Here is a 21,832-nt window from a genome sequence, read left to right as displayed (position 1 = left end):
CGTCGAAGCCCGCCGGACGGCGGGCTCCGCTGGTCGCGCGCCGGCTCATCGCGGCTGCGTGGTCTCCTGCGACGGCTGTTCCCCGGCCACCGGCCGCGACGGTCCGGGGGCACCCGGGGCGGCCTTGATGGTCTTCGGCGGCGGGGCGTCCTGCTGCGCGGGAGCCCCGGCCGCACCGTCCTCGGCGCGCATGGCCTTGGTCTCGCTCTTCAGGATCCGCATCGACTGGCCCAGCGAACGTGCCAGGTCGGGCAGCCGCTTGGCACCGAAGAGCAGAATTGCGAGGACCACGACCACCAGGATCGCGATCGGCGAGATCCGCATGCTCGGCCACCTTCTTCTCGCGGCGGCGGGTTCACCGCCGCGCACTGTCGGGGAGCGGCCCCGCCGGAAGGTCGGGAGCCACGGTCAGAGGGTAACCCGCCGCCCGCCGCCCGAGCAGTCCCCCCGGGCCACGAGCAGGTGAAGACTCAGCCCGCCCGGGACGCACCGGCCAGGTCGCCGGCCGCTTCGGCCAGTGCCCTGGACGCGGTGTCCACCTCGCGGGCCAGCACCCGCACGTCCAGCCAGAGCCGGCCGGCGAGCAGGCCGAGCACCAGCAGCCCGGCGGTGGCGAGCAGGACGGCGGCGACGAGGGTCCACGACATGGGCCAAGCCTAGGCCCTGCTCCGCACGCCCCCGCGTCACCCCTCCGCCGGGACCAGCCGCATGGTGCGCACGCCGGCCCGGGTCAGCGCCTCGACGATCTTCTCGCCCGCGGGCTTGCGGACCCCCGCCCCGCAGGACGGGCAGCTGAAGCTGTAGTACGACTGCGCCGGGGTCCGGCCGAGGGTGAGGCGGAACCCCTCCGCGGGCAGCTCCACCTTCTCCCGGCAGTCCGAGCAGTAGACCTTGAACCTGGTGTCCGGCTCCACCGTCAGGCCCGCCCTTCGGGGTATCCCGCCAGCGCCTCCAGGGCGGCAGCCGCGGCCTGCTCCGCCAGCTCGGGCGGTGAGACGATCCGGCCGTCCCGGCCGAGCCGCAGCGCCAGCGGGCGCAGCCCGGACGGGTCGGCGCTGCGCAGGGTGATCCGCAGGCCGCCGTCGGGCAGCTCCTGCGCCGAGTCGTGGGTGTAGTACTCGGCCACCCAGCGGCCGCCGGGGCCGACCTCGACCACCACCTCGGGGTCGTCGGCGGACGGGTTGACCAGTCCGCCGGACAGGTCGCGGGGCTCCAGCCGGGGCGGGTCGGAGGGGGTGTCCAGCACCTTGATCTCGGCCACCCGGTCGAGCCGGAACATCCGCCGGTCCTCGGAGACCCGGCACCAGGCCTCCAGGTAGGTGTGGCCCTCGGTGACCAGGCGGATCGGGTCGACCTCGCGCTCGGTCATCCCGCCGCGGCCGTGCGAGTAGTAGCGCAGCCAGAGCCGGCGGCCCTCGCTGAGCGCGCGGTCGATGTCGGCGAAGACGTGGCTCTCGGCCTCGAAGGTGACGCCGACCCGGGCGCTGCCCTCGGCGCTGTCCCCCGCCGCGTTCTCGATCTTGGCGACGGCCCGGGTGAGGGCCTCCCGGTCGCGCTCGCGCAGGCCCGGCAGCCCGGCCACGGCGCGCGCGGCGACCAGCAGCGCGGTGGCCTCGTCGGCGGCGAGGCGCAGCGGCTGGGCCACGTCGTCGACGTTGTGCCACCAGATCCGGTCACCGTCGGTGTCGATGTCCAGCAGGTCGCCGCCGCGGAAGCTGGTGCCGCACATCGGCAGCACGTTGAGGTCGCCGATCAGCTCGCGCTCGGTGATCCCGAAGGCGCGGGCGACCTCGGCCACCTCGGCGCCGGGACGCTCGCGCAGGTAGGTGACCAGGGAGAGCATCCGGCGGGTCTGGTCGATGGCGTTGCTCATGCCTGTGCTCCCTCGGTCGCGGCACCGGTCAGGGTCACGGCCGCGGTCGCTTCCAGTCCGGCCACCGCGCGCAGCCGGTCGATGACGTCGGCCCGCAGGTCGTCAGGGCCCAGCACCACCAGGTCGGGGCCGAACTCGGCGAGGTGGGCACCGAGGCCGTAGCCGTACGGGATCTCCAGCTCGTCCCAGGTCTCGTCCACCCGGCGGGTCTCCAGCGCCTTGGTGCGCAGCGGGAAACCGGCCCCGCGGCGCAGCCGGACGGTGGCGGTGGCGGTGGCGCCCTCGCCGGCGAAGGTGGCGACGTACGCGCGGACGTCCACGTGCTCGGGGACGGCCCCGGTGAAGGCGCCGGAGCGGGAGCGGACCTTGCCGGTGATCCGGCTGAGCCGGAACACCCGGGCGTCCTGGCGGTCGCGGTCCCAGCCGGCCAGGTACCAGTGGCCGCGCCAGCACTCCAGGGCCCACGGCTCGACGGCCCGCTGCTCGGCCGCGGCGGCGCCGGCCTTGCGGTACTCGAAGGTGACCGGGCGGCGGTCCCGGGCGGCGGTCAGCAGCGGTTCGAAGGCGGCCTCGCGGGCGGGGATCCGCGGCTCCAGGGCGCTGTACGTCCCGGCCTCGGCGAACGGGACGCCCGCCGCGCGCAGCTTCTGCAGGGCGCCGCTGGCCGCGCCGGACATCTTGGCCTGCTGCCACACCCGGGCGACCAGGGTCAGCGCCGCGGCCTCCTCCGCGTCGAGCGCGATCTCGGGCAGCCGGTTGCGGTCGGCGCGGGCGAGGTAGCCGAGTTCGCCGTCCAGCGAGTTCTCGTCGACGTCGATGACCAGGCCGAGTTCGCGCAGGTCGTCCTTGTCCCGCTCGAACATCCGGTTGAAGGCGTCCTCGCTGCCGTTCTGCCACGCCTCGCGGTAGGCCTCGACGGACTCCCGCAGCTCCTTCTTCGAGAGCGGCCGTCTGGTGTTCATCAGGCACAGGGCGAGATTCATCAGCCGCTCTGCCTTGGCGATCGCCATCGCTGACCCTTCCGGTGTGCCGCGCCGCGCGCGGGGTTGCGCCCGCCGGGAATCCGTGTACCCGGCGCCCCGACCGTACCGGTAGCGCCGCCGTCGGCGAAAGCCGAGGCCGGTCGGGCCGTGCCCGGCACCACCGCGGGCAGCGCCGAGGGCCGCACCCCCGGCGTGCGGGGGTACGGCCCTCGGGACGGCGGCCCGGTGGGGCCGCGCCGATCAGACGGTGCTGATCATCCGGTGCCGGCCCGCCGGGTAGGGGGCGGGCGCTCCGGGCCGGGCGGTGCTGATCAGACGCCGAGCAGGTCGACGACGAAGATCAGCGTCTCGCCCGGCTTGATGGCCGGGGTCGGCGACTGGTTGCCGTAGGCGAGGTGCGCGGGGATGGTCAGCTCGCGCCGGCCACCGACCTTCATGCCGACGACGCCCTGGTCCCAGCCCTTGATGACGCGGCCGCCACCGAGCGGGAACTTGAACGACGAGCCACGGTTCCAGCTCGCGTCGAACTCCTCGCCGGTGCTGAACGCGACACCGACGTAGTGCACCTCGACGACCTGACCCGACTTGGCCTCGGCACCGTCGCCGACCGTGATGTCACGGATCTGCAGCTCGGTGGGCGGGTCGCCAACGGGGAAGTCGATCTCGGGCTTGCTCACAACTGCCTCTTCTCACGGTTCGTTACGTACATGACGGAGCGGCAGGTACCCGCACCGCCATTCCTTCCGGAACCACGGTACGGGCGCCCGCCGCCCGCCCGGGCGCAGGCCACGCGGCCCCGCCCGAAGGTCATTCACGTCCCATTGTCACCCGAAGGCGGGTCAGCCCACACCGGCGTCGAGCACGTCGACCACGAAGACCAGCGTGGAGTTGGCCGGAATGTCACCCTGCGCCTGGTCCTTGTAGCCGAGCGAGGCGGGGATCACCAGCTCGACCCGGCTGCCGACCGCCACGCCCTGGAGGCCCTTGTCCCAGCCCTCGATGACCTGGCCGCCGCCGACGGAGAAGGAGAACGCCTGGCCCTTGTCGAGCGAGGAGTCGAACTTCTTGCCGTCCTTCCACAGCGCGCCGGTGTACTGGACGAGGACCTTCTCGCCCGACTCGACCTTGGGGCCGGTGCCCTGGATCAGCACGTGGCTCTTGAGCTCGGTCGGCTCGGCCGCGCCCTTGACCGGGGTGATCTCGGCGGCCTTCTTGCCGTTGTCCTTCACCTGCGGGAAGTCCGCGGGCGGCGGCGTGACCGTGCCGCTGACCACCGCGTCGGGGGCGTTCACCCGCTGGATGTCGATCACGAAGACCAGGTTGTCCTTCGCGCCGATCGACATGCTGGTGTTGCCCTGCGCGCCGAAGGCGGCGGCCGGCGGGGCCACCACCAGGACGCGGCTGCCGGCCTTCTTGCCGACCACGGCCTGGTCGAGCGCCGGGATCAGCGCGTCGGTGCCGGCCTGGAAGATCTGCGGCTTCCCCTTCTCGTCGTACGAGCTGGGGATGTCCTTGCCGGTGGTCCAGTCCTTGGCGGTGTAGTCGACCGAGGTCCAGGAGTTCTTCTCGACGACCGGGCCGCTGCCCTCGGAGAGGACCTTGACCACGAAGGTGCCGTCGGCGGCCTCGGCGGGCGTGGTGATGACCGCCTTCTTGCCGAAGTCGCCGGTGACCGTCGGCAGCACCTTGGCGCTGTCCTTGATCGGCGGCACCGGGTCGGCGGTGGGCGTCGGGGCGGCCGTCGGCGCGGCGTCCACCGGGGTGGAGGCGGCCGAGGACTTGCCGTCGCGGTTCACCAGGTAGAGCGTCACTGCGCTGCCGGCCAGCAGCACGGCCAGCACGGTGCCCAGGATCATGCCGAGCTTGCCCACGCTGGGCGGGTTCTCGTAGTACCCGGCCTCGGAGGTGTCCTGGCGGCGCACGTTCGAGGCGAAGATCTGCGGGGCCTCGTCCACCGTGGTGCCGGTCCTCGGCCGCGGCCCGTCGCCGGGGCTGCCCCAGCCGGCCTGCTGCTTCAGGATCGACGGCGGAACCACGATCGACTCGCCGTCGCCGGGCAGCGGCCCGCCCGGACGCGAGTCCGTCGGGTCGCCGGCGGAGCCGCCGTTCGCGGTGCCGGGCCCACCCGGGCTCGACGCTTTCTCAGACATGACTCCCCATCCATCTCACCAGGTCTTCGAGGCCTACCGGCCGGCTTGCTGATCGCCGAGATCCTGCCGTACTGCCGCCGCACCCGGAAGCCCTGGCCACCACAGTGCGGGAGGGCAGCAGTATGACAGGTCAGTATGAGGACGGGCGCGTCTGGTGTACGAGCGTCCGCCAAGCGTACGAGCCCAAGGGCCCGTACGTCAGACCGCCTCCAGGATGTCGATCACGAACACCAGGGTCGAGTTCGCCGGCACCGCGCCCTGCGCCTGGTCCTTGTAGCCCAGGGCGGGCGGCACCACCAGCATCACCCGGCTGCCGACGGTCTGGCCGACCAGGCCCTTGTCCCAGCCCTCGATCAGGCTCTTCGTCCCGACCTGGAGGGCCTGGGCGCCGCCGTGGCTCCAGGAGGAGTCGAACTGCTGGCCGTTGCTCCACAGCACACCGGTGTACTGGACGACGAGGGTCTGGCCGGTCTGCACCTGCTTGCCCTCGCCCTTGATCAGCACGAACTGCTGGAGGTCGGTGGGCGGCGCCTGACCGGGCGGGATGGTGATCGTCGGGGCGGCCTTGCCGTTGTCCTTCACCTGCGGCGAGGTCGGCGGTGCCTGGGTCATCGTGCCGGAGAGGGTGGAGTCCTGCGGCAGGGCCTCGGTGATGTCCAGCACGAACACCACGGTGTCGCCCGGTGCCACCCCCAGCGTGGTGTTGCCCTGGTCGCCGAAGGCGGCGGCCGGCGGGGCCACCACCAGGATCCGGCTGCCCACCTTCTTGCCGACCACGGCCTGGTCGAAGGCCGGCACCAGCTGGCCGCTGCCGGCCTGGAAGAGCTGCGGCTTGCCGTCGGCGTCGTAGGAGCTCTTCAGCTCCTTGCCGGTCGTCCAGTCCTTGGCGGAGTAGTTGACCGTCACCCAGTCGCCCTTGCTGACCGTCTGGCGGTCGCCCTCGCTGAGCGTCTTGATCACGAACTGGCCGCTGGGCTGCCCGGCCGGGATCGTGATCACGGCCTTGCTGCCGAAGGACCCCTCGACGGTCGGCATCGGCGCCGCCTCGTCCACCGGCGCCGGCACCGTCGGCGCGGCGCTCGACGCCGAGGGCGACACCTCGGCCGGCGCCTTCGAGCTGCTGCTGCAGGCCAGCAGCAGTGTCAGGGGCAGGACTACGAGCAACCCGGCGGTGCGACGCACGGTGTTCCTAACTGTCGGTCAAGTGCAGCTGTTCGGACATCCTCCGACAGCGTATGCCGAGACCCCGCCCCGCCCCGGTAGGCGACACGGGCGCACCGCCCCACGTCACACCTCGCGCGGGGGCTCCCGGGCCGCCCCCGCCGGCCCGCCCCGGCCCCGCGCGGCGGACGGCCCGCACCCCGGCTGTCGGGGTGCGGGCCGTCCTGGCCGTCCGGGTCACATGCCGGCGATCAGCTTCTCCACCCGCTCGTCCACCGAACGGAACGGGTCCTTGCAGAGCACGGTGCGCTGCGCCTGGTCGTTCAGCTTCAGGTGCACCCAGTCGACGGTGAAGTCGCGGCGCTGCTCCTGCGCCCGGCGGATGAAGTCGCCGCGCAGCCGGGCCCGGGTGGTCTGCGGCGGGACGGACTTGGCCTCGAAGGTCTTGAGGTCCGTGGTCACCCGCTCGGCCTGCCCCTTGGCCTGCAGCAGGTAGAACAGGCCACGGCGGCGGTGGATGTCGTGGTAGGCGAGGTCGATCTGCGCGACCCGGGGGTTGGACATGCTCATCTGGTGCTTCTCGCGGTACCGCTCGATCAGCCGGTACTTCATGATCCAGTCGATCTCGTTGCCGACCTTCGCGAGGTCCTCGGTGCGGACGGCCTCCAGGGTGCGGCCCCAGAGCTCCAGCACCCGGGCGATCGTCCCGGTGTTGATGCCCTTGCGGTCCGCGAACTCCAGTGCCTTGGAGTAGTACTCCTCCTGGATGTCCAGCGCGCTGGCCTCCCGGCCGTTGGCGAGCCGGACCTGGTGCGTGCCGGTCAGGTCGTGGCTGACCTCGCGGATCGCCCGGATCGGGTTCTCCAGCGTCAGGTCGCGCATCACCACACCGGCCTCGATCAGGCGCAGCACCAGGTCGGTGGCGCCGACCTTGAGCAGGGTGGTGGTCTCCGACATGTTCGAGTCGCCGACGATGACGTGCAGCCGGCGGTAGCGCTCGGCGTCGGCGTGCGGCTCGTCCCTGGTGTTGATGATGGGGCGGGACCGGGTGGTCGCCGAGCTGACGCCCTCCCAGATGTGCTCGGCCCGCTGGCTGACGCAGTAGACCGCGCCGCGCGGGGTCTGCAGCACCTTGCCGGCGCCGCAGATCAGCTGGCGGGTCACCAGGAAGGGGATGAGCACGTCCGCGAGGCGGGAGAACTCGCCGTGCCGGGCCACCAGGTAGTTCTCGTGGCAGCCGTAGGAGTTCCCGGCGGAGTCGGTGTTGTTCTTGAAGAGGTACACGTCGCCGGCGATGCCCTCCTCGTGCAGCCGCCGTTCGGCGTCCACCAGGAGGCCTTCGAGGATCCGCTCGCCCGCCTTGTCGTGCGTCACCAGTTCGGTGACCTCGTCGCATTCGGGGGTGGCGTACTCGGGGTGCGAACCGACGTCGAGGTAGAGCCGTGCACCGTTGCGCAGGAAGACATTGCTGCTGCGGCCCCAGGAAACTACGCGGCGGAAGAGGTACCTGGCCACCTCGTCCGGAGACAGACGTCGTTGTCCCCGAAACGTGCACGTGACGCCGTACTCGTTCTCCAGCCCGAAAATTCGGCGGTCCATGAGGCATCCATTCTCTGATTGGAGCTGTCCGAAACCGCCTCCACGGTGGCAATCCGTTCACGACCGGCCTGGTCGGACCATGGATGTGACGTCGGTTCACCGTAGGGGCACGGAATCCCGTACGGCCGTGCGGCCGGCCGTACGGGATTCACTCACGAGGGCTACTCCGACGTCGCCGCCGGCTTGTCCTCGTCGTCCGCCTCCGCGGACTGGTCCCCGTCGAGCAGCCGGCCGAGCTGGCTGCCGAGGATCCGCTTGAACTTGCGCTGCTGGAACCGCTGGCGGTCGAGGACCGCGACCTCCAGCTGCTCCGGCGTCAGGGTGCGCGGGGAGCCGCCGTTCGGGTCCCTGGCGAGCGAGTCCACGGCCAGCCTGAGGGCCTCGGTGAGGCTCAGCCCGACCTGGTGGCGCTGCCCCAGGTAGTTCCCGATGGAGTCGGCGTTGCCGCCGACCACGACGCTGTTCTGCTCGTCCACCACCGAACCGTCGGGGGTGAGGCGGTAGATCTGGTCGTCGTCGGGGGTCCTGCCGACCTCCGCGACGATCAGTTCGACCTCGTAGGGCTTCTCCCCCACGGAGGAGAAGATGGTGCCCAGCGTCTGGGCGTAGACGTTGGCCAGGCCCCGGGCCGTCACGTCGGCCCGGTCGTAGGAGTAGCCGCGCAGGTCGGCGTAGCGGACGCCGCCGATGCGCAGGTTCTCGAACTCGTTGTAGCGGCCGACGGCCGCGAAGGCGATCTTGTCGTAGATCTCGGACACCTTGTGCAGGGCCCGCGAGGTGTTCTCGGCGACGAAGACGATGCCGTCGGCGTAGGTGAGCACGACCACGCTACGGCCGCGCGCGATGCCCTTGCGGGCGTACTCCGCGCGGTCCGCCATGGCCTGCTGAGGCGAGACGTAGAACGGTGTCGACACCGGCGGTCGTCCCCTTCTGTCAGGACCTCCCTCCGGCCCGGGGGCTGGGAGGGAGGGTCGGGAGGTGGATCGGGCGGAGGGACTAGATCAGCGGTGCCTGCGGACCGTTGGGGTGCTCCAGCCGCTTGTCGGTGATCGAGTGCGCGATGCCGGAGACCTCGGACTCGGACAGCCTGCGGAAGCCGTCCTCGGTGATCAGCGAGACGATCGGGAAGATCTTGCGGGCGAGGTCCGGCCCGCCGGTGGCGGAGTCGTCGTCGGCGGCGTCGTAGAGCGCCTGGACGACCAGCATCGAGGCCTGCTGCGAGGTGAGGCCCTCGCGGTAGAGCTTCTTCATCGAGCCCCGGGCGAACACCGAGCCCGAGCCGGTGGCGGCGAATCCGCGCTCCTCGGAGCGGCCGCCGGTGACGTCGTAGGTGAAGATCCGGCCGCGGTCGAGGTCCTGGTCGTAGCCCGCGAAGAGCGGGACGACCGCCAGGCCCTGCATGGCCATCCCGAGGTTGCCGCGGATCATCGTGGTGAGCCGGTTGGCCTTGCCCTCGAAGGAGAGCACGGTGCCCTCGATCTTCTCGTAGTGCTCCAGCTCCAGCTGGAAGAGCCGCACCATCTCGACGGCGAGGCCGGCGGTGCCGGCGATGCCGACCGCGCTGTACTCGTCGGCCGGGAAGACCTTCTCGATGTCGCGCTGGGCGATCACGTTGCCCATGGTGGCGCGGCGGTCACCGGCGATCACCACGCCGCCGTCGAAGACCGCCGAGACGATCGTCGTCCCGTGCGGCGCCTCGACGGTGAGCCCCTCCGGGAGGCTGCGGCGCCCGGGGATCAGCTCCGGCGAGTGCTCCGCCAGGAAGTCCATGAACGAGGAGGACCCGGGGGTCAGGAAGGCAGCCGGTAGACGCCCGGTGCCACGAGTGTTGGCTTCCACACGATTCCTTCCAGGTAGCTTGAAGCGCGCGCTGCCCGCACCCTACCCGCCCGGCGATCACTATCCACCTGTGGCGGGGGCGGACCCGGGCGGACGGGAGGCCGACGCCGCCCGCCCGCCCTCGGCGGTCGCAACCGTGAATTCCGCGAATGGCCCGGACCGCTCCTGCCGCGGCCTCCGGACCGGCCTCCCGGCCGCTCTCCCGGCCGGACTCCCGACTGCGCGCGGGCCGCTACTGGCCGCCCTTCTGGACGAATTGCCGCACGAAATCCTCGGCATTCGACTCGAGGACCTCGTCGATTTCGTCCAGGACCGCGTCGACGTCGTCGCTCAGCTTTTCCTGGCGCTCCTGGAGCTCCCCGGAATTCTGCGCCTCGGCAGCCTGCTCCTCGACCTCCTCGGAGGCACGGTTCGCCCGCTGCTGGCCGCCACCGGTGTCCTTGTCCGCCATTTCCCTCACCCCGCTCACTCGTCTGGCACGGCTTGGTGTTGCTGGGTCTTCACCACTGCGTCGACCCTATACACCGGGTGCGGGAATCGCTCCCGGTTTGCGTGTGGCGCTTCCTGTCCAACGTCCGGCGCTCCCCCGGATGATTCCCATTCAGGAGGCGTTCACCCGTGGTGATCGAAAAGTTACCGGGTGACCCGGACGGGCGCCGCCGGCGTCCGTTCAGGTGCCGGCCTGGCCGCGGTCGCCGGAAAGCACCCGGACCAGGTCCTCGGCCGTGCGACAGCGGTCCAGGAGTTCCTTGACGTGGTTGCGCGTCCCGCGCAGGGGTTCCAGGGTCGGCACCCGCTGGAGCGAGTCCCGGCCGGGGAGGTCGAAGATCACCGAGTCCCAGGAGGCCGCCGCGACGTGCTCGGCGTACTGCTCCAGGCAGCGGCCGCGGAAGTACGCCCTGGTGTCCTCCGGGGGCTTGGCGGCGGCCCGCTGGACCTCCTCCTCGGAGACCAGCCGTTCGAACCGCCCACGGGCCACCAGGCGGTTGTAGAGGCCCTTCTCGGCCCGGACGTCGCTGTACTGCAGGTCGACCAGCTGCAGCCGGGAGCTGTCCCAGCCGACCCCGTCGCGGCTGCGGTAGCCCTCCAGGATCTCCTTCTTGGCCACCCAGTCCAGCTGCCTGGACAGGCTCATCGGATCGCGCTCCAGCCGCCCGAGGACATCCTCCCAGCGGGCCAGCACGTCCACCGTCTGCTCGTCCGCGTCGTTGCCGAAGCGGTCCTCGACGTACTTGCGGGCCAGCTCGCAGTACTCCATCTGGAGCTGGACGGCGGTCAGCCGGCGCCCGCTGCGCAGCGTGATCAGATGCTTCAGGGTGGAGTCGTGGGAGACCCGGTGCAGGGTCCGCACGGGCTGGTCGACGGCCAGGTCGGAGGCGATGAAGGCGTCCTCGATCATCGACAGGACCAGCGCGGTGGTGCCCAGCTTGAGGTAGGTGGAGATCTCGGAGAGGTTGGCGTCCCCGATGATCACGTGCAGCCGGCGGTACTTCTCGGCGTCGGCGTGCGGTTCGTCGCGGGTGTTGATGATCGGGCGCTTGAGGGTCGTCTCCAGGCCGACCTCGACCTCGAAGTAGTCGGCCCGCTGGCTCAGCTGGAAGCCGTGCACCGAGCCGTCCTGGCCCAGGCCCACCCGGCCGGCGCCGGTGACCACCTGGCGGGAGACGAAGAACGGGGTGAGGTGGCGGACGATGTCGGCGAACGGCGTCGACCGCTTCATCAGGTAGTTCTCGTGGGTGCCGTAGGAGGCGCCCTTGTTGTCCGTGTTGTTCTTGTACAGGTGGATGGTCTGCCCGTTGGGCAGCTCCAGGGCGCGCGCCGCGGCGGCCGCCATGATCCGCTCGCCGGCCTTGTCCCAGAGCACGGCGTCGCGCGGGTTGGTGACCTCGGGCGAGCTGTACTCGGGGTGGGCGTGGTCCACGTAGAACCGGGCCCCGTTGGTGAGGATGATGTTGGCCAGGCCGATGTCCTCGTCGGTCAGCTGGCTGGCGTCGGCGACGTCCCGCGCGAGGTCGAAGCCCCGGGCGTCGCGCAGCGGATTCTCCTCCTCGAAGTCCCAGCGGGCCCGCCGAGCCCGGTGCATCGCCGCCGCGTACGCGTTGACGATCTGGGACGAGGTGAGCATGGCGTTGGCGTTCGGGTGCCCGGGTACGGAGATTCCGTACTCGGTCTCGATCCCCATCACGCGCCGTACGGTCATGCGGCCCTCCTTGCCCTGTGCGCCGCCCCCCACGGGCGGAACGCACTGACGTACCGCTGAACAGCACCCTCCCGGGCCGGACGCCCGCGAACGGTGGGTAGAGCCTAGAACGCCGCACCGACAGCCCGGCCCCGAGACGCGCCGTCCGGCTGCGGGGCCGCGAGGCGCCACAGCCGGACGGGGTCGGCGGAACGGGGAGGACCTGGTTAGAGGTACTGCCCCGTGTTGGCCACGGTGTCGATGGAGCGGCCGGACTCGGCACCCTGCTTGCCGGTGACGAGCGTGCGGATGAAGACGATCCGCTCGCCCTTCTTGCCGGAGATGCGGGCCCAGTCGTCCGGGTTGGTGGTGTTGGGCAGGTCCTCGTTCTCCTTGAACTCGTCCACGCAGGCGGCGAGCAGGTGGGAGACGCGCAGACCGCGCTGGCCGTGGTCGAGGAAGTCCTTGATGGCCATCTTCTTCGCCCGGTCCACGATGTTCTGGATCATGGCGCCGGAGTTGAAGTCCTTGAAGTACAGGACCTCCTTGTCACCGTTGGCGTAGGTGACCTCCAGGAAGCGGTTCTCCTCGGTCTCGGTGTACATCCGCTCGACCACCGCCTGGATCATCGCCGCCACGGTGGAGTCCACCGAGCCGTCGTGCTCCTTGAGGTCGTCGGGGTGGAAGGGCAGCGAGTCCTTGAGGTACTTCGAGAAGATGTCCTTGGCCGCCTCGGCGTCCGGACGCTCGATCTTGATCTTGACGTCCAGCCGGCCGGGCCGCAGGATCGCCGGGTCGATCATGTCCTCGCGGTTCGAGGCACCGATCACGATGACGTTCTCCAGGCCCTCCACCCCGTCGATCTCGGCCAGCAGCTGCGGGACGATGGTGTTTTCCACGTCCGAGCTGACACCCGAGCCGCGGGTGCGGAAGAGTGACTCCATCTCGTCGAAGAAGACGATGACGGGCGTGCCCTCGCTGGCCTTCTCACGAGCCCGCTGGAAGACCAGGCGGATCTGCCGCTCGGTCTCGCCGACGTACTTGTTGAGGAGCTCGGGGCCCTTGATGTTGAGGAAGTAGCTCTTGCCCTGCGGGCGGCCGGTGACCTCGGCGACCTTCTTGGCGAGCGAGTTCGCCACCGCCTTGGCGATCAGCGTCTTGCCACAGCCGGGAGGGCCGTAGAGCAGGACGCCCTTCGGCGGCCGGAGCTCGTACTCCTTGAACAGGTCGGCGTGCAGGTAGGGCAGTTCGACCGCGTCGCGGATCTGCTCGATCTGGTTGGCCAGACCGCCGATCTGCCGGTAGTCGATGTCGGGGACCTCCTCGAGGACCAGGTCCTCGACCTCCGACTTGGGCACGACCTCGTAGACGTAGCCGGAGCGGGACTCCAGCAGGAGGGCGTCGCCCGGGCGCAGGGTGATGTCGCGCAGCGGTTCGGCGAGCCGGACCACCCGCTCCTCGTCGGTGTGCCCGGTGACCAGCGCGCGCTCGCCGTCCTCAAGGACTTCCTTGAGGGTGACGATGTCGCCGATGCTCTCGAAGGCCATCGCGTCCACGATGTTGAGGGCCTCGTTGAGCATCACTTCCTGGCCGCGGCGCAGCTCGTCGAGCTCGACGCTCGGGCTGACGTTGACGCGCAGCTTGCGACCGCCGGTGAAGATGTCTGCGGTGCCGTCCTCGTTCTGGTCGAGGAAGGTGCCGAATCCGGCGGGGGGCTGGGCCAGCCTGTCCACTTCCTCCTTGAGGGCCACGATCTGGTCGCGGGCCTCCCGAAGGGTGGAGGCGAGCCGTTCGTTCTGGGCGGTCACGCCGGCCAGGTTGGTCTGGAGCTCGACGATCCGCTCTTCGAGGATTCTCGAATTGCGCGGCGAGTCGGCGAGCTTGCGGCGCAGGACAGCGATTTCCTGCTCGAGGTACGAGACCTGAGCGGCCTCGTCGGAACCACGAGCGGGCCTGCCAGGGCTGCGGTTGTAGTCGTCATCGTGGGCTGCCACGGTCCTCACCTCCTCCGGGGAGCTGGACGCTTCCAGACCCTACCTGGGACCAGGGGTATGTAAACCCCTAGATCAAGAAAGATGGAACGGGCGTGTCCGATCTTCGCCCTCGCGTGCTTCCCCTCTGCTTTAAGAGATACCCACCGCGCACCGGCCAAAGCGGACCAGATGTATCGTCGACCGAGTCGATATCCGATCGCGACCACGAGAGCCGGTCGGATCGTTGTACGAATGGCGGGATTGCCCCTGAATACGGGGCGACTCGGGACAGAACGGCAGGAGACATGTCGGTGACCGGTGAGGCGACGGCAGCGGGCGAGCCGCTGGAGGTGTGGATCGACCAGGATCTCTGCACCGGCGACGGCATCTGTGTGCAGTACGCGCCGGAGGTCTTCGAGCTCGACATCGACGGTCTCGCGTACGTGAAGGGCGCGGACGACGAGCTGCGCCAGCAGCCGGGCGACACCGCGCCGGTGCCGCTGACCCTGCTTCAGGACGTGGTGGACTCGGCCAAGGAGTGCCCGGGCGACTGCATCCACGTGCGGCGGGTGGCGGACCGGGTCGAGGTGTACGGGCCGGATGCCCCCTAGATCGGGGCTCTTTCGCCTCCGGGCCGCTTTGATCCGATGCCGACACTCGTCGCTTCGTCGGTCGCTTCGCTCCCTCCCGCGCTCCTCCCTTTCGGCATCGGCGCGGCCCTTCGGCTCACTCGCGGCTGTGGCCTCCCGCAGGGCAGTGCCCTCCTGCGGGGCCGTACGCGGCCCTTCGGCTCACTCGCGGGGGCGGCCCCGGTGGGGTCGGGGGGTGTCAGGCCCGGGCCGGCGGGGCCTGGGTCTGGGTGCGGGTCCAGCGGGCGCCCTGGCGGGTCCAGGTGAGGTCGAGTGAGACGTCCGGGCTGAACCGCGGGACGTCGTCGGAGGAGTAGCCCTGGGCGTGGCCGGTGATGACGCCGTCGCTGCGCAGGGCCAGCCTGCTCACCGTCAGGTTCTCCTGCTCCGAGAGCAGGGTGGCGAGCACCACCGGGCGGCCGTCCGGGCCGGGGCCGAGCAGGAAGACCGCGTCGGGCGGGGTGCCGTTCTCCGCGTCGCAGTGGGCGGCGGCCACCGTGCCGGGCTTGCCGTCCCCCAGGTCGGCGCCGAAGTGCACCGAGATCTTCACCGGGAAGGGTCCGCAGTCGAGGGGAAGTTCGGCCTTGGCCGGATCGGGTGCCTCGGCGGCCGGCAGGGCCCTGGGGGCCGGGCGTATCGGCGCGGGCGTCCCGGAGGCCGGGCCCGCCGCGAGCGCGCCGGCCACCACCGCGGCGCAGCCTGCGGCCACCACCGCCCAGTGCTTGACGCCGGGACGGGCGTGCCCGGGCCCGGCCGGCGGCCGGGCACCTCCCGCGGTCGTCCCCTCGGCCGTCGCCGTCCCGGACGCTGCTTCCACCAGGCGTTCCCCTCCACCGGTACGGTGCCCCCGCCGGGCACGGCGGGTGTCTGTGAGCGAGCATCCTCCCACACGCCGCCGGCGCTCCCCGCAGGGGGTCGGACGACCGCCGGGGCTCGCTCCACCTGCGACGACGCGAGGGGCGGTGCGAAGGGCCCGGGGCCCTTCGCACCGCCCCTCGCGGTGGTGTCGTGGTGGTGTCGCGGTGGTGTCGCGGTCAGCCGAGGTCCGGCGCGCCGGGCGCGTCCGTCTCGACGGCCTTGGCGGCGGCGCGGGCGGCGGCCCGCTCCTGGAGGCTCTGCTCGGGGGACCCGTTGTCGTAGTCCTCGCCGTACGAGCCCTTGGAGGGCCGGCGGCGGCGCAGCGGCGGCTCGACGCCGTCGGCGAGGCGGCGGGAGGTCAGCAGGAAGCCGGTGTGGCCGATCATGCGGTGGTCCGGCCGGACGGCCAGGCCCTCCAGGTGCCAGGTGCGGACCATGGTCTCCCAGGCCTGCGGCTCGGTGAAGGTGCCGTGGTCGCGCAGCGCCTCGACGGTCTTCGACATCTGCGTGGTGGTGGCCACGTAGCAGCAGATCAGACCGCCGGGGACGAGCGCCTTGGAGGCGACGTCCAGGCACTCCCAGGGAGCGAGCATGTCGAGGATGACACGGTCGACGTCGGCCTCGACCAGGTTGTCCTGGAGGTCACCGACGGTGAGCTTCCAGGCCGGGTGGGGGCCGCCGAAGTAGCGCTCGACATTGCCCTTGGCGATGTCCGCGAAGTCCTGGCGGCGCTCGTAGGAGGCCAGCAGGCCGGTGTCGCCGACGGCGCGCAGCAGGTAGGTGCTGAGCGCGCCGGAGCCGACGCCGGCCTCGACCACGCGGGCGCCGGCGAAGATGTCGGCCATCGCCAGGATCTGCCCCGCGTCCTTGGGGTAGATCACGGCGGCGCCGCGGGGCATGGACAGGACGTAGTCGGGGAGCAGGGGGCGCAGCGCGAGGTACGGGACGTTACCCGTGGTGCGCACGACCGTGCCCTCGGGGGCGCCGATCAGCTCGTCGTGGGGGAACGCACCCTTGTGGGTGTGGAACTGGTTCCCGGCCTGGAGCGTGAACGTGTAGTGGCGGCCCTTGGGGTCGGTCAGCTGGACCTGGTCCCCGACCTGGAAGGGCCCGCGTCGGCGGGTGGCACCGGTCGGTTCGGACATGCGGACAATTCTAAGGGCTGGCAGCCGTCCCACCGACCACAGTGATCACTGTGGTCACGCCGGCCGCCCGGTGAGGGCCTCAGGACGCCCCGGGCGCCCTCCCGGGCTCCCCTGCCCCCGGCCCGGCACGGGACGGCCTCAGCGGCCCGCGACGGCCTTGCTGAGCCGCTGCTCGACGTCGGTCAGCGCCAGCACCCCGTACGCCGACCCGTCCGGCTCGACCACCAGGTACTCGCTGGCCGGGGTCGCCCGCAGGGCCCGCAGCAGGTCCTCGCCGGCCAGGTCGGCCGGCAGCCGCAGGCCCGGCTCCAGGTCGCGGGCGAGGGCGCCCACCGCGACCCACGGACGGCGCTGCTCGGGCACCGCCCGCACCGCGGACTCCCGGACCACGGCGATCGGCGCCCCCAGCCCGTCCACCACCAGGACGGCGCCGGCCCCGGCCTCCCGGGCCCGGCGCAGCGCCTCGCCGAGCGGCGTGTCGGCGGTGACCGGGACAGCCCGCCGGGCCAGCTCCCGCAGCCGCAGGCCGGGCAGCGCCTCCTTCAGCCGGGCGCCCCGCAGGCCGCCGACCGCGCCGTTCCAGATGATCGCGGCCAGGATCGCGGCCAGCGCCGCGTCGATCAGGGTGTCCGTCCCGGTGCGGCCGCCGTCGTCCCGCGAGGCGCTGAACAGCGGCAGGCCGATCAGCACCGCGACGGCCAGCGCCCGGCCGGCCCAGGAGGCCGCCACGGTGCCGGCCATCGGGCGGCCGGTCAGGCCCCAGACCACGGCGCGCAGCATCCGGCCGCCGTCCAGCGGCAGGCCGGGCAGCAGGTTGAACACGGCGACCACGAAGTTGCTGACCATCAGCCCGGCCAGCAGCACCCCGGGCACGCTGGAGAGCTCCACCAGCCGGCCGGCCGCCAGGAAGACCCCGCCGAGCACCACCGAGAGCAGCGGCCCGGCGAAGGCCAGCCAGAACTCGCGGGCCGGGGTCTGCGCCTCGTTCTCGATCTCCGAGATGCCGCCCAGGAACTGCAGCTGGATCCGGCGCACGCCGAGCTTGTAGCGCAGCGCGACCAGGGTGTGCGCCAGCTCGTGCACCAGGACCGAGGCGTAGAAGGCGATCGCGAAGGACAGCGCGACCAGGTAGCGGGTGCCGCCCAGCTCCGGCAGCACCCGGGCGAGCTGCCCGCCGAAGATCCAGGTGATCAGCGCGGCGATGACGAACCAGGACGGGGTGACGTAGACCGGCACGCCGAACGGGCGGCCCATCAGGATGCCGCCGCGCGGGCCGGGCCCGCCGGCCGGGGGCGTGCCCGCGCCGGGTGTCCCGCCGGGCGGTGGCTGTTCGGAGGTCTGCTGCCCCCTGGTGTCGCTCACCGGTGTCCCTTCAGCTCGTCGTCCCCGTCGTGTCCGCGCCGTCCGCCCACGCTACGTGATCTCCGGCGGAATCCGGCGCCCGCCCCTCCTACGGGTCTCATACCCGTATCCGGCCCTCCCCAGAGCCGGCCGTGTCAGCGCCGTGGCAGCGGAATGACAGCGTTGGGCCATAGGGTCGGGGCATGCACCAGACCGACCACGGCCCGACCGTCGAGGCGCCGGCCCGCCGGGCCGCGCCCCCGACGGGGCTGTCCCCGTCGCGTGCGGGGGACTTCCTGACCTGTCCGCTGCTCTACCGGCTCCGGGTGATCGACAAGCTGCCCGAGCCGCCCAGCCCGGCCGCCACCCGCGGCACCCTCGTCCACGCCGTCCTGGAACGGCTCTTCGACAGCCCCGCCGCGGAGCGGACCCACGAGCGCGCGCTCGGCCTGCTGCGCCCGCAGTGGGAGCGGCTGCTGGGCGAGCGCCCGGAGCTGGCCGGCCTGTTCGGCGGCGGCGAGGGCGGCGCCGCGGAGCCGGACGGCGCCGCGCTGACCCGCTGGCTGGCGGACGCCGAGAAGCTGATCGGCCAGTGGTTCCGGCTGGAGGACCCGACCCGGCTGCACCCCGTCGAGCGCGAGCTCTACGTGGAGACGGCCCTGGAGTCGGGCCTGCTGCTGCGCGGCTACATCGACCGGGTGGACGTCGCGCCGACCGGTGAGGTGCGGCTGGTCGACTACAAGACCGGCCGGGCGCCCTCGCGGGACTTCGAGGGCAAGGCCATGTTCCAGATGAAGTTCTACGCCCTGGTGGTGTGGCGCTGGAAGGGCGTGATCCCGAAGCGGCTGCAGCTGGTCTACCTGGGCGGGGGCGGCGACGTGGTGTCGTACGACCCGGACGAGGCGGACCTGCGCGCGGTGGAGCGCAAGCTCATGGCGCTCTGGGAGACCATCTCGCAGGCGGTGGCCACCGGCGAGTTCCCGGCCACCAGGAACCGGCTATGCGACTGGTGCGACCACAAGGCGAGCTGCCCGGAGTTCGGCGGCACTCCCCCGCCGTACCCGCTCCCGCTGACCGGACCGCCCGTGGCGGGCGCGGCCGGTGGCGTCCCGGCCGCGCGGGACGGCTCCGCGCCCGCTCCCCCGGCCCCGGCGGCGTCGGTGCCCCCGGCCGCGCCCGCCACCCGATCCGACGAGGACGACCCCGCCGCCGAGGCGCCGCAGGGGTCGGACGAGCACCTGAGCAAGGAGTCCTAGGTGACGATCCGAGTGCTGCTGGTCGACGACCAGCCACTGCTCCGCACCGGCTTCCGGATGATCCTGGAGGCCGAGTCCGACCTGGTGGTGGTCGGCGAGGCCGGCGACGGCCAGCAGGCGCTGGACCAGGTCCGGGCGCTGCAGCCCGACGTGGTGCTGATGGACATCCGGATGCCCCGGATGGACGGCGTCGAGGCCACCCGCCGGATCGCCGGCCCCGGCCGCGACGGCCCGGCCAAGGTCCTGGTGCTGACCACCTTCGACCTGGACGAGTACGTGGTCGAGGCGCTCCGGGCGGGGGCCAGCGGCTTCCTGCTCAAGGACGTCCCGGCCGAGGAGCTGGTGCAGGCGATCCGGGTGGTCGCCGACGGCGCCGCGATGCTCGCCCCGAGCATCACCCGCCGGCTGCTGGACATGTACGCCACCAAGCTCCCGTCCGGGGACGAGGCGCCGCCGCAGGCCCTCACCGCGCTGACGGAGCGTGAGCTGGAGGTGCTCCGGCTGGTCGCCCGCGGCCTGTCGAACGCCGAGATCGCGGCCGAACTCTTCGTCAGCGAGACCACGGTGAAGACCCACGTCGGCCATGTGCTGACCAAGCTCCAGCTGCGCGACCGGGTGCAGGCGGCGGTGTACGCCTACGAGAGCGGGCTGGTGCGCCCCGGCGCGCTGTAGAACGCGGTCGCGCAGGGGCCGGGCGCCGACGACGGTGCCCGGCCCCTGCGCGTCGGGCCGCGCGGGCGTGCCCGTCCGACCGTGCGTCAGGCCCCGGGCGCCGGGCGGATCCGCCCGGGCACGAGGGTGGCCCCGGACATGAGGGTGGCCCGTCCGCCCCCTTGCACCAGGAGGGGCGGACGGGCCACCGGTCTGCGGGGCCGCGGCCCTGCTACTTGCTGCGGCCGATCTCCCAGAACCGGAACACGCCGGTGGTGTCGACCGTGGACTCCACGCCCGTGATGTTGGAGCGGAAGGCGTAGAAGGACTTCGCCTGGAAGATCGGGATCAGCGGGACGCCCTCGGCGGTGATGTTCTGCATCTGCGCGAAGACGGCGCCCGCGGCGGCCCGGTCGACCTGCTTGAGGCTCTCCGGCAGCAGCTTGTCGCTGATCCGGGGGTCGTTCCAGCCGGTGTGGTAGGCGCCGCCGTCGACGACCAGCGGGGCGACGAAGTTGTCCGGGTCCGGGTAGTCGGCCGTCCAGCCGATCGTGTAGGCCTGGTAGCTGCCGGCCTTCCAGCCCTTCTTGAACTTCTCCCAGTCGGCCTCCTGGGTGACCGTCACCTGGAAGAGGCCGCTGGCCTCCAGCTGCTTCTTCATCTCGGCGGCCTCGGCGCCCTCGGCCCGGGCCCGGGACCAGGTGAGGCTCAGCTTGACCGGCAGGGACACCTTGGCGGCGGTCAGGATCTGCTTGGCCTTCGCCACGTCCGGGTCGCCGTACTTGTCGAAGAAGGCGGTGTTGTGGCCGGCCACCCCGGCGGGGACCACCGAGTAGAGCGGCTGGACGGTGCGGGCGTAGACGTCGCGGGCCAGCACCTTGCGGTCCAGCAGCTGGGCGACCGCCTGGCGCACCGCGGGGTTGCCGGTGACGGCGTCCTTGGTGTTGAAGGCCAGGTAGCGGGTCTCGGAGCTGTCGCCGTCGGCGACCTGGACGGCCGTCTTGCCGGCCTGCTGGTCCGCCAGGTACTGGGCGCCCGCGCCCGGGTCGAGGCTGTTGTCGGTGAGGTCGACCTCGCCGGTGTCGAGGGCGGCCTTGAGGTCCGAGCCCTTGAGGAAGTACCGCAGGGTGAACTTCTTGTTCCGCAGCTTCTCGTCGCCGCTGAACTGGTCGTTGGCGACCAGGGTGACCTTGCCGGGCACCTTGGTGCCGCCGTCCGAGGCCATCGTCTCCAGGCTGTCGATCTTGTACGGGCCGGAGCCGACCAGCTTGTCGTTGGGCAGCAGCTTGTCGGCCGGGAACACCTGGTGGTCGACGATCGCGCCGGCCGAGCTGGCCAGCTTGGCCGGCAGCACCGCGTCCGGCTGGGTGAGCGTGAAGGTCACGTCGGTGTCGCCCTTGGCCTCCACCGACTTGATGGAGTCGAGCAGCGAGGACGGACCGTTGTCGTCCTTGATCTTCTTCATCCGCTCGATGGAGAAGACCACGTCCTGCGCGGTCAGCGGGTGGCCGTTGGAGAACTTCAGGCCGGAGCGCAGGGTGCAGTGGTAGGTGGTGGCGTCGGCCCCGGTGAACTCACAGGACTGCGCGGCGTCCGGGCTCGGCGCGGAGCTGCCGGCGGGGAACTTCAGCAGCGACTGGAAGGTGTTGTGCAGCAGCAGCCAGGAGCCGTTGTCGTAGGCACCGGCCGGGTCCAGCACGTTGGTGACGCTGGTGGTGCCCATCACGATCGCCCCGCCCGGGTCCGAACCGGTGACGGCCTTGGTGACGGAGCCGCAGCCCGCGACGGTGGTGGCGACGAGTCCGGCACAGGTGAGCGCTGCCAGTCGTTGAGCTGAAGTCATGCGGGTGGCGTCCTTCTCGGTGCGGCCGGCGGTGTGTGCCGGTGGCCTCCGCGCTGCCGCTCCCGATCGGGAGTGCGCCGGTGCGGCCGGGTGCCGCGCACCCACAGGCCCGACGGGGTTGCCCGTCTTCGGTGGTGGCGCGCGACATGAGGGTGTGGGGCGACAGCGGCCGGCCGGCCGGGATGGTTGTCCGGCTGGGGGCGACCGCTGAGCGGAATCGATCGGAAGTAGCGTGCCACATCGGCCGGGGATCGCCCCCACTCGTGCGGGGTCCGATCGAACTCCCGTCCGGCCGGCAACGGCCTCCGAACCGATGAGTTGTCAGGCAATGCCCGATTTCTCCCGGGCTGAC

General features: G+C 71.7%; 21 protein-coding genes and 1 pseudogene. 3 read left to right on the top strand and 19 right to left on the bottom strand.

Features of this window, described 5'->3' with window-relative positions:
- Nucleotides 1-45: 45 nt before the first annotated feature.
- The 15 genes and pseudogenes from tatA to arc form a co-directional block, all read right to left on the bottom strand.
- Entirely contained in the window at nt 46-324 is a 279-nt protein-coding gene (tatA, locus tag IE329_RS20500; RefSeq protein ID WP_190212393.1) for a Sec-independent protein translocase subunit TatA, read from the bottom strand.
- Nucleotides 325-470: 146 nt separating this feature from the next.
- Nucleotides 471-647 (bottom strand): hypothetical protein, encoded by a 177-nt coding sequence (locus IE329_RS20495; protein WP_190212392.1) that lies wholly within the window; start codon nt 645-647, stop codon nt 471-473.
- Nucleotides 648-683: 36 nt separating this feature from the next.
- Complete coding sequence (locus IE329_RS20490) at nt 684-914, bottom strand: hypothetical protein (protein ID WP_190212391.1); 231 nt, start codon at nt 912-914, stop codon at nt 684-686.
- Between the two features lie 2 nt (nt 915-916).
- Nucleotides 917-1,873 carry a helix-turn-helix transcriptional regulator gene (locus tag IE329_RS20485; RefSeq protein WP_190212390.1) on the bottom strand — a complete coding sequence of 319 codons (957 nt, stop codon included), beginning with the start codon at nt 1,871-1,873 and terminating at the stop codon, nt 917-919.
- Nucleotides 1,870-2,883 (bottom strand): helix-turn-helix transcriptional regulator, encoded by a 1,014-nt coding sequence (locus IE329_RS20480; protein WP_190212389.1) that lies wholly within the window; start codon nt 2,881-2,883, stop codon nt 1,870-1,872. Before IE329_RS20480 ends, IE329_RS20485 begins: the two co-directional genes overlap by 4 nt.
- A gap of 284 nt (nt 2,884-3,167) precedes the next feature.
- Nucleotides 3,168-3,533, bottom strand: coding sequence for an FKBP-type peptidyl-prolyl cis-trans isomerase (locus IE329_RS20475; RefSeq protein ID WP_073921586.1), 366 nt, complete (start codon nt 3,531-3,533; stop codon nt 3,168-3,170).
- A gap of 162 nt (nt 3,534-3,695) precedes the next feature.
- The gene (locus IE329_RS20470) at nt 3,696-5,006 is read right to left on the bottom strand and encodes an FKBP-type peptidyl-prolyl cis-trans isomerase (RefSeq protein WP_190212388.1); all 1,311 of its coding nucleotides are present in this window, start codon (nt 5,004-5,006) and stop codon (nt 3,696-3,698) included.
- 198 nt (nt 5,007-5,204) lie between these two features.
- The gene (locus IE329_RS20465) at nt 5,205-6,188 is read right to left on the bottom strand and encodes an FKBP-type peptidyl-prolyl cis-trans isomerase (RefSeq protein WP_073921587.1); all 984 of its coding nucleotides are present in this window, start codon (nt 6,186-6,188) and stop codon (nt 5,205-5,207) included.
- Between the two features lie 216 nt (nt 6,189-6,404).
- Nucleotides 6,405-7,766 carry a Pup--protein ligase gene (gene pafA, locus IE329_RS20460; RefSeq protein WP_190212387.1) on the bottom strand — a complete coding sequence of 454 codons (1,362 nt, stop codon included), beginning with the start codon at nt 7,764-7,766 and terminating at the stop codon, nt 6,405-6,407.
- Nucleotides 7,767-7,927: 161 nt separating this feature from the next.
- Entirely contained in the window at nt 7,928-8,680 is a 753-nt protein-coding gene (gene prcA / locus IE329_RS20455; RefSeq protein ID WP_190212386.1) for a proteasome subunit alpha, read from the bottom strand.
- A gap of 82 nt (nt 8,681-8,762) precedes the next feature.
- Complete coding sequence (prcB, locus tag IE329_RS20450) at nt 8,763-9,605, bottom strand: proteasome subunit beta (RefSeq protein WP_190212385.1); 843 nt, start codon at nt 9,603-9,605, stop codon at nt 8,763-8,765.
- Nucleotides 9,557-9,682, bottom strand: a pseudogene (locus IE329_RS42215) (endonuclease VII domain-containing protein); the annotation flags it as partial. The pseudogene IE329_RS42215 and the gene prcB, both read right to left, overlap by 49 nt.
- A gap of 155 nt (nt 9,683-9,837) precedes the next feature.
- Nucleotides 9,838-10,056 (bottom strand): ubiquitin-like protein Pup, encoded by a 219-nt coding sequence (locus IE329_RS20445; protein WP_190212384.1) that lies wholly within the window; start codon nt 10,054-10,056, stop codon nt 9,838-9,840.
- Nucleotides 10,057-10,275: 219 nt separating this feature from the next.
- Nucleotides 10,276-11,805, bottom strand: a complete 1,530-nt coding sequence (dop, locus tag IE329_RS20440; protein ID WP_190212383.1) for a depupylase/deamidase Dop — start codon at nt 11,803-11,805, stop codon at nt 10,276-10,278.
- A gap of 206 nt (nt 11,806-12,011) precedes the next feature.
- Nucleotides 12,012-13,778, bottom strand: a complete 1,767-nt coding sequence (arc, locus tag IE329_RS20435) for a proteasome ATPase (RefSeq protein ID WP_073921591.1) — start codon at nt 13,776-13,778, stop codon at nt 12,012-12,014.
- Between the two features lie 284 nt (nt 13,779-14,062).
- Here arc and IE329_RS20430 point away from each other — a divergent pair, with 284 nt between their 5' ends.
- The gene (locus IE329_RS20430; RefSeq protein WP_190212382.1) at nt 14,063-14,368 is read left to right on the top strand and encodes a ferredoxin; all 306 of its coding nucleotides are present in this window, start codon (nt 14,063-14,065) and stop codon (nt 14,366-14,368) included.
- A 217-nt stretch (nt 14,369-14,585) separates the two neighbouring features.
- Here the strand turns inward: IE329_RS20430 and IE329_RS20425 are convergent, their stop codons facing one another.
- The 3 genes from IE329_RS20425 to IE329_RS20415 all read right to left on the bottom strand — a co-directional run bounded on the left by IE329_RS20425 (nt 14,586) and on the right by IE329_RS20415 (nt 17,751).
- Complete coding sequence (locus IE329_RS20425; protein ID WP_190212381.1) at nt 14,586-15,203, bottom strand: hypothetical protein; 618 nt, start codon at nt 15,201-15,203, stop codon at nt 14,586-14,588.
- A 217-nt stretch (nt 15,204-15,420) separates the two neighbouring features.
- Nucleotides 15,421-16,389 (bottom strand): tRNA (adenine-N1)-methyltransferase, encoded by a 969-nt coding sequence (locus tag IE329_RS20420; protein ID WP_073921594.1) that lies wholly within the window; start codon nt 16,387-16,389, stop codon nt 15,421-15,423.
- Nucleotides 16,390-16,527: 138 nt separating this feature from the next.
- Nucleotides 16,528-17,751 (bottom strand): site-2 protease family protein, encoded by a 1,224-nt coding sequence (locus IE329_RS20415; RefSeq protein WP_229927614.1) that lies wholly within the window; start codon nt 17,749-17,751, stop codon nt 16,528-16,530.
- 182 nt (nt 17,752-17,933) lie between these two features.
- On the opposite strand from IE329_RS20415, the gene IE329_RS20410 reads away from it, so the two are divergent.
- Both IE329_RS20410 and IE329_RS20405 read left to right on the top strand, forming a co-directional pair.
- Entirely contained in the window at nt 17,934-18,986 is a 1,053-nt protein-coding gene (locus tag IE329_RS20410) for a RecB family exonuclease (RefSeq protein WP_190212380.1), read from the top strand.
- The gene (locus IE329_RS20405) at nt 18,987-19,658 is read left to right on the top strand and encodes a response regulator (RefSeq protein WP_073921596.1); all 672 of its coding nucleotides are present in this window, start codon (nt 18,987-18,989) and stop codon (nt 19,656-19,658) included.
- 211 nt (nt 19,659-19,869) lie between these two features.
- Here IE329_RS20405 and IE329_RS20400 read toward each other — a convergent pair whose 3' ends face one another.
- Nucleotides 19,870-21,480 (bottom strand): ABC transporter substrate-binding protein, encoded by a 1,611-nt coding sequence (locus IE329_RS20400; protein WP_190212379.1) that lies wholly within the window; start codon nt 21,478-21,480, stop codon nt 19,870-19,872.
- Nucleotides 21,481-21,832 lie beyond the last annotated feature (352 nt).

The sequence above is a fragment of the Kitasatospora indigofera genome (assembly GCF_014655955.1).
In the GTDB taxonomy this organism is placed as follows: domain Bacteria; phylum Actinomycetota; class Actinomycetes; order Streptomycetales; family Streptomycetaceae; genus Kitasatospora; species Kitasatospora indigofera.
This window is presented reverse-complemented; position numbering and strand designations above follow the sequence as displayed.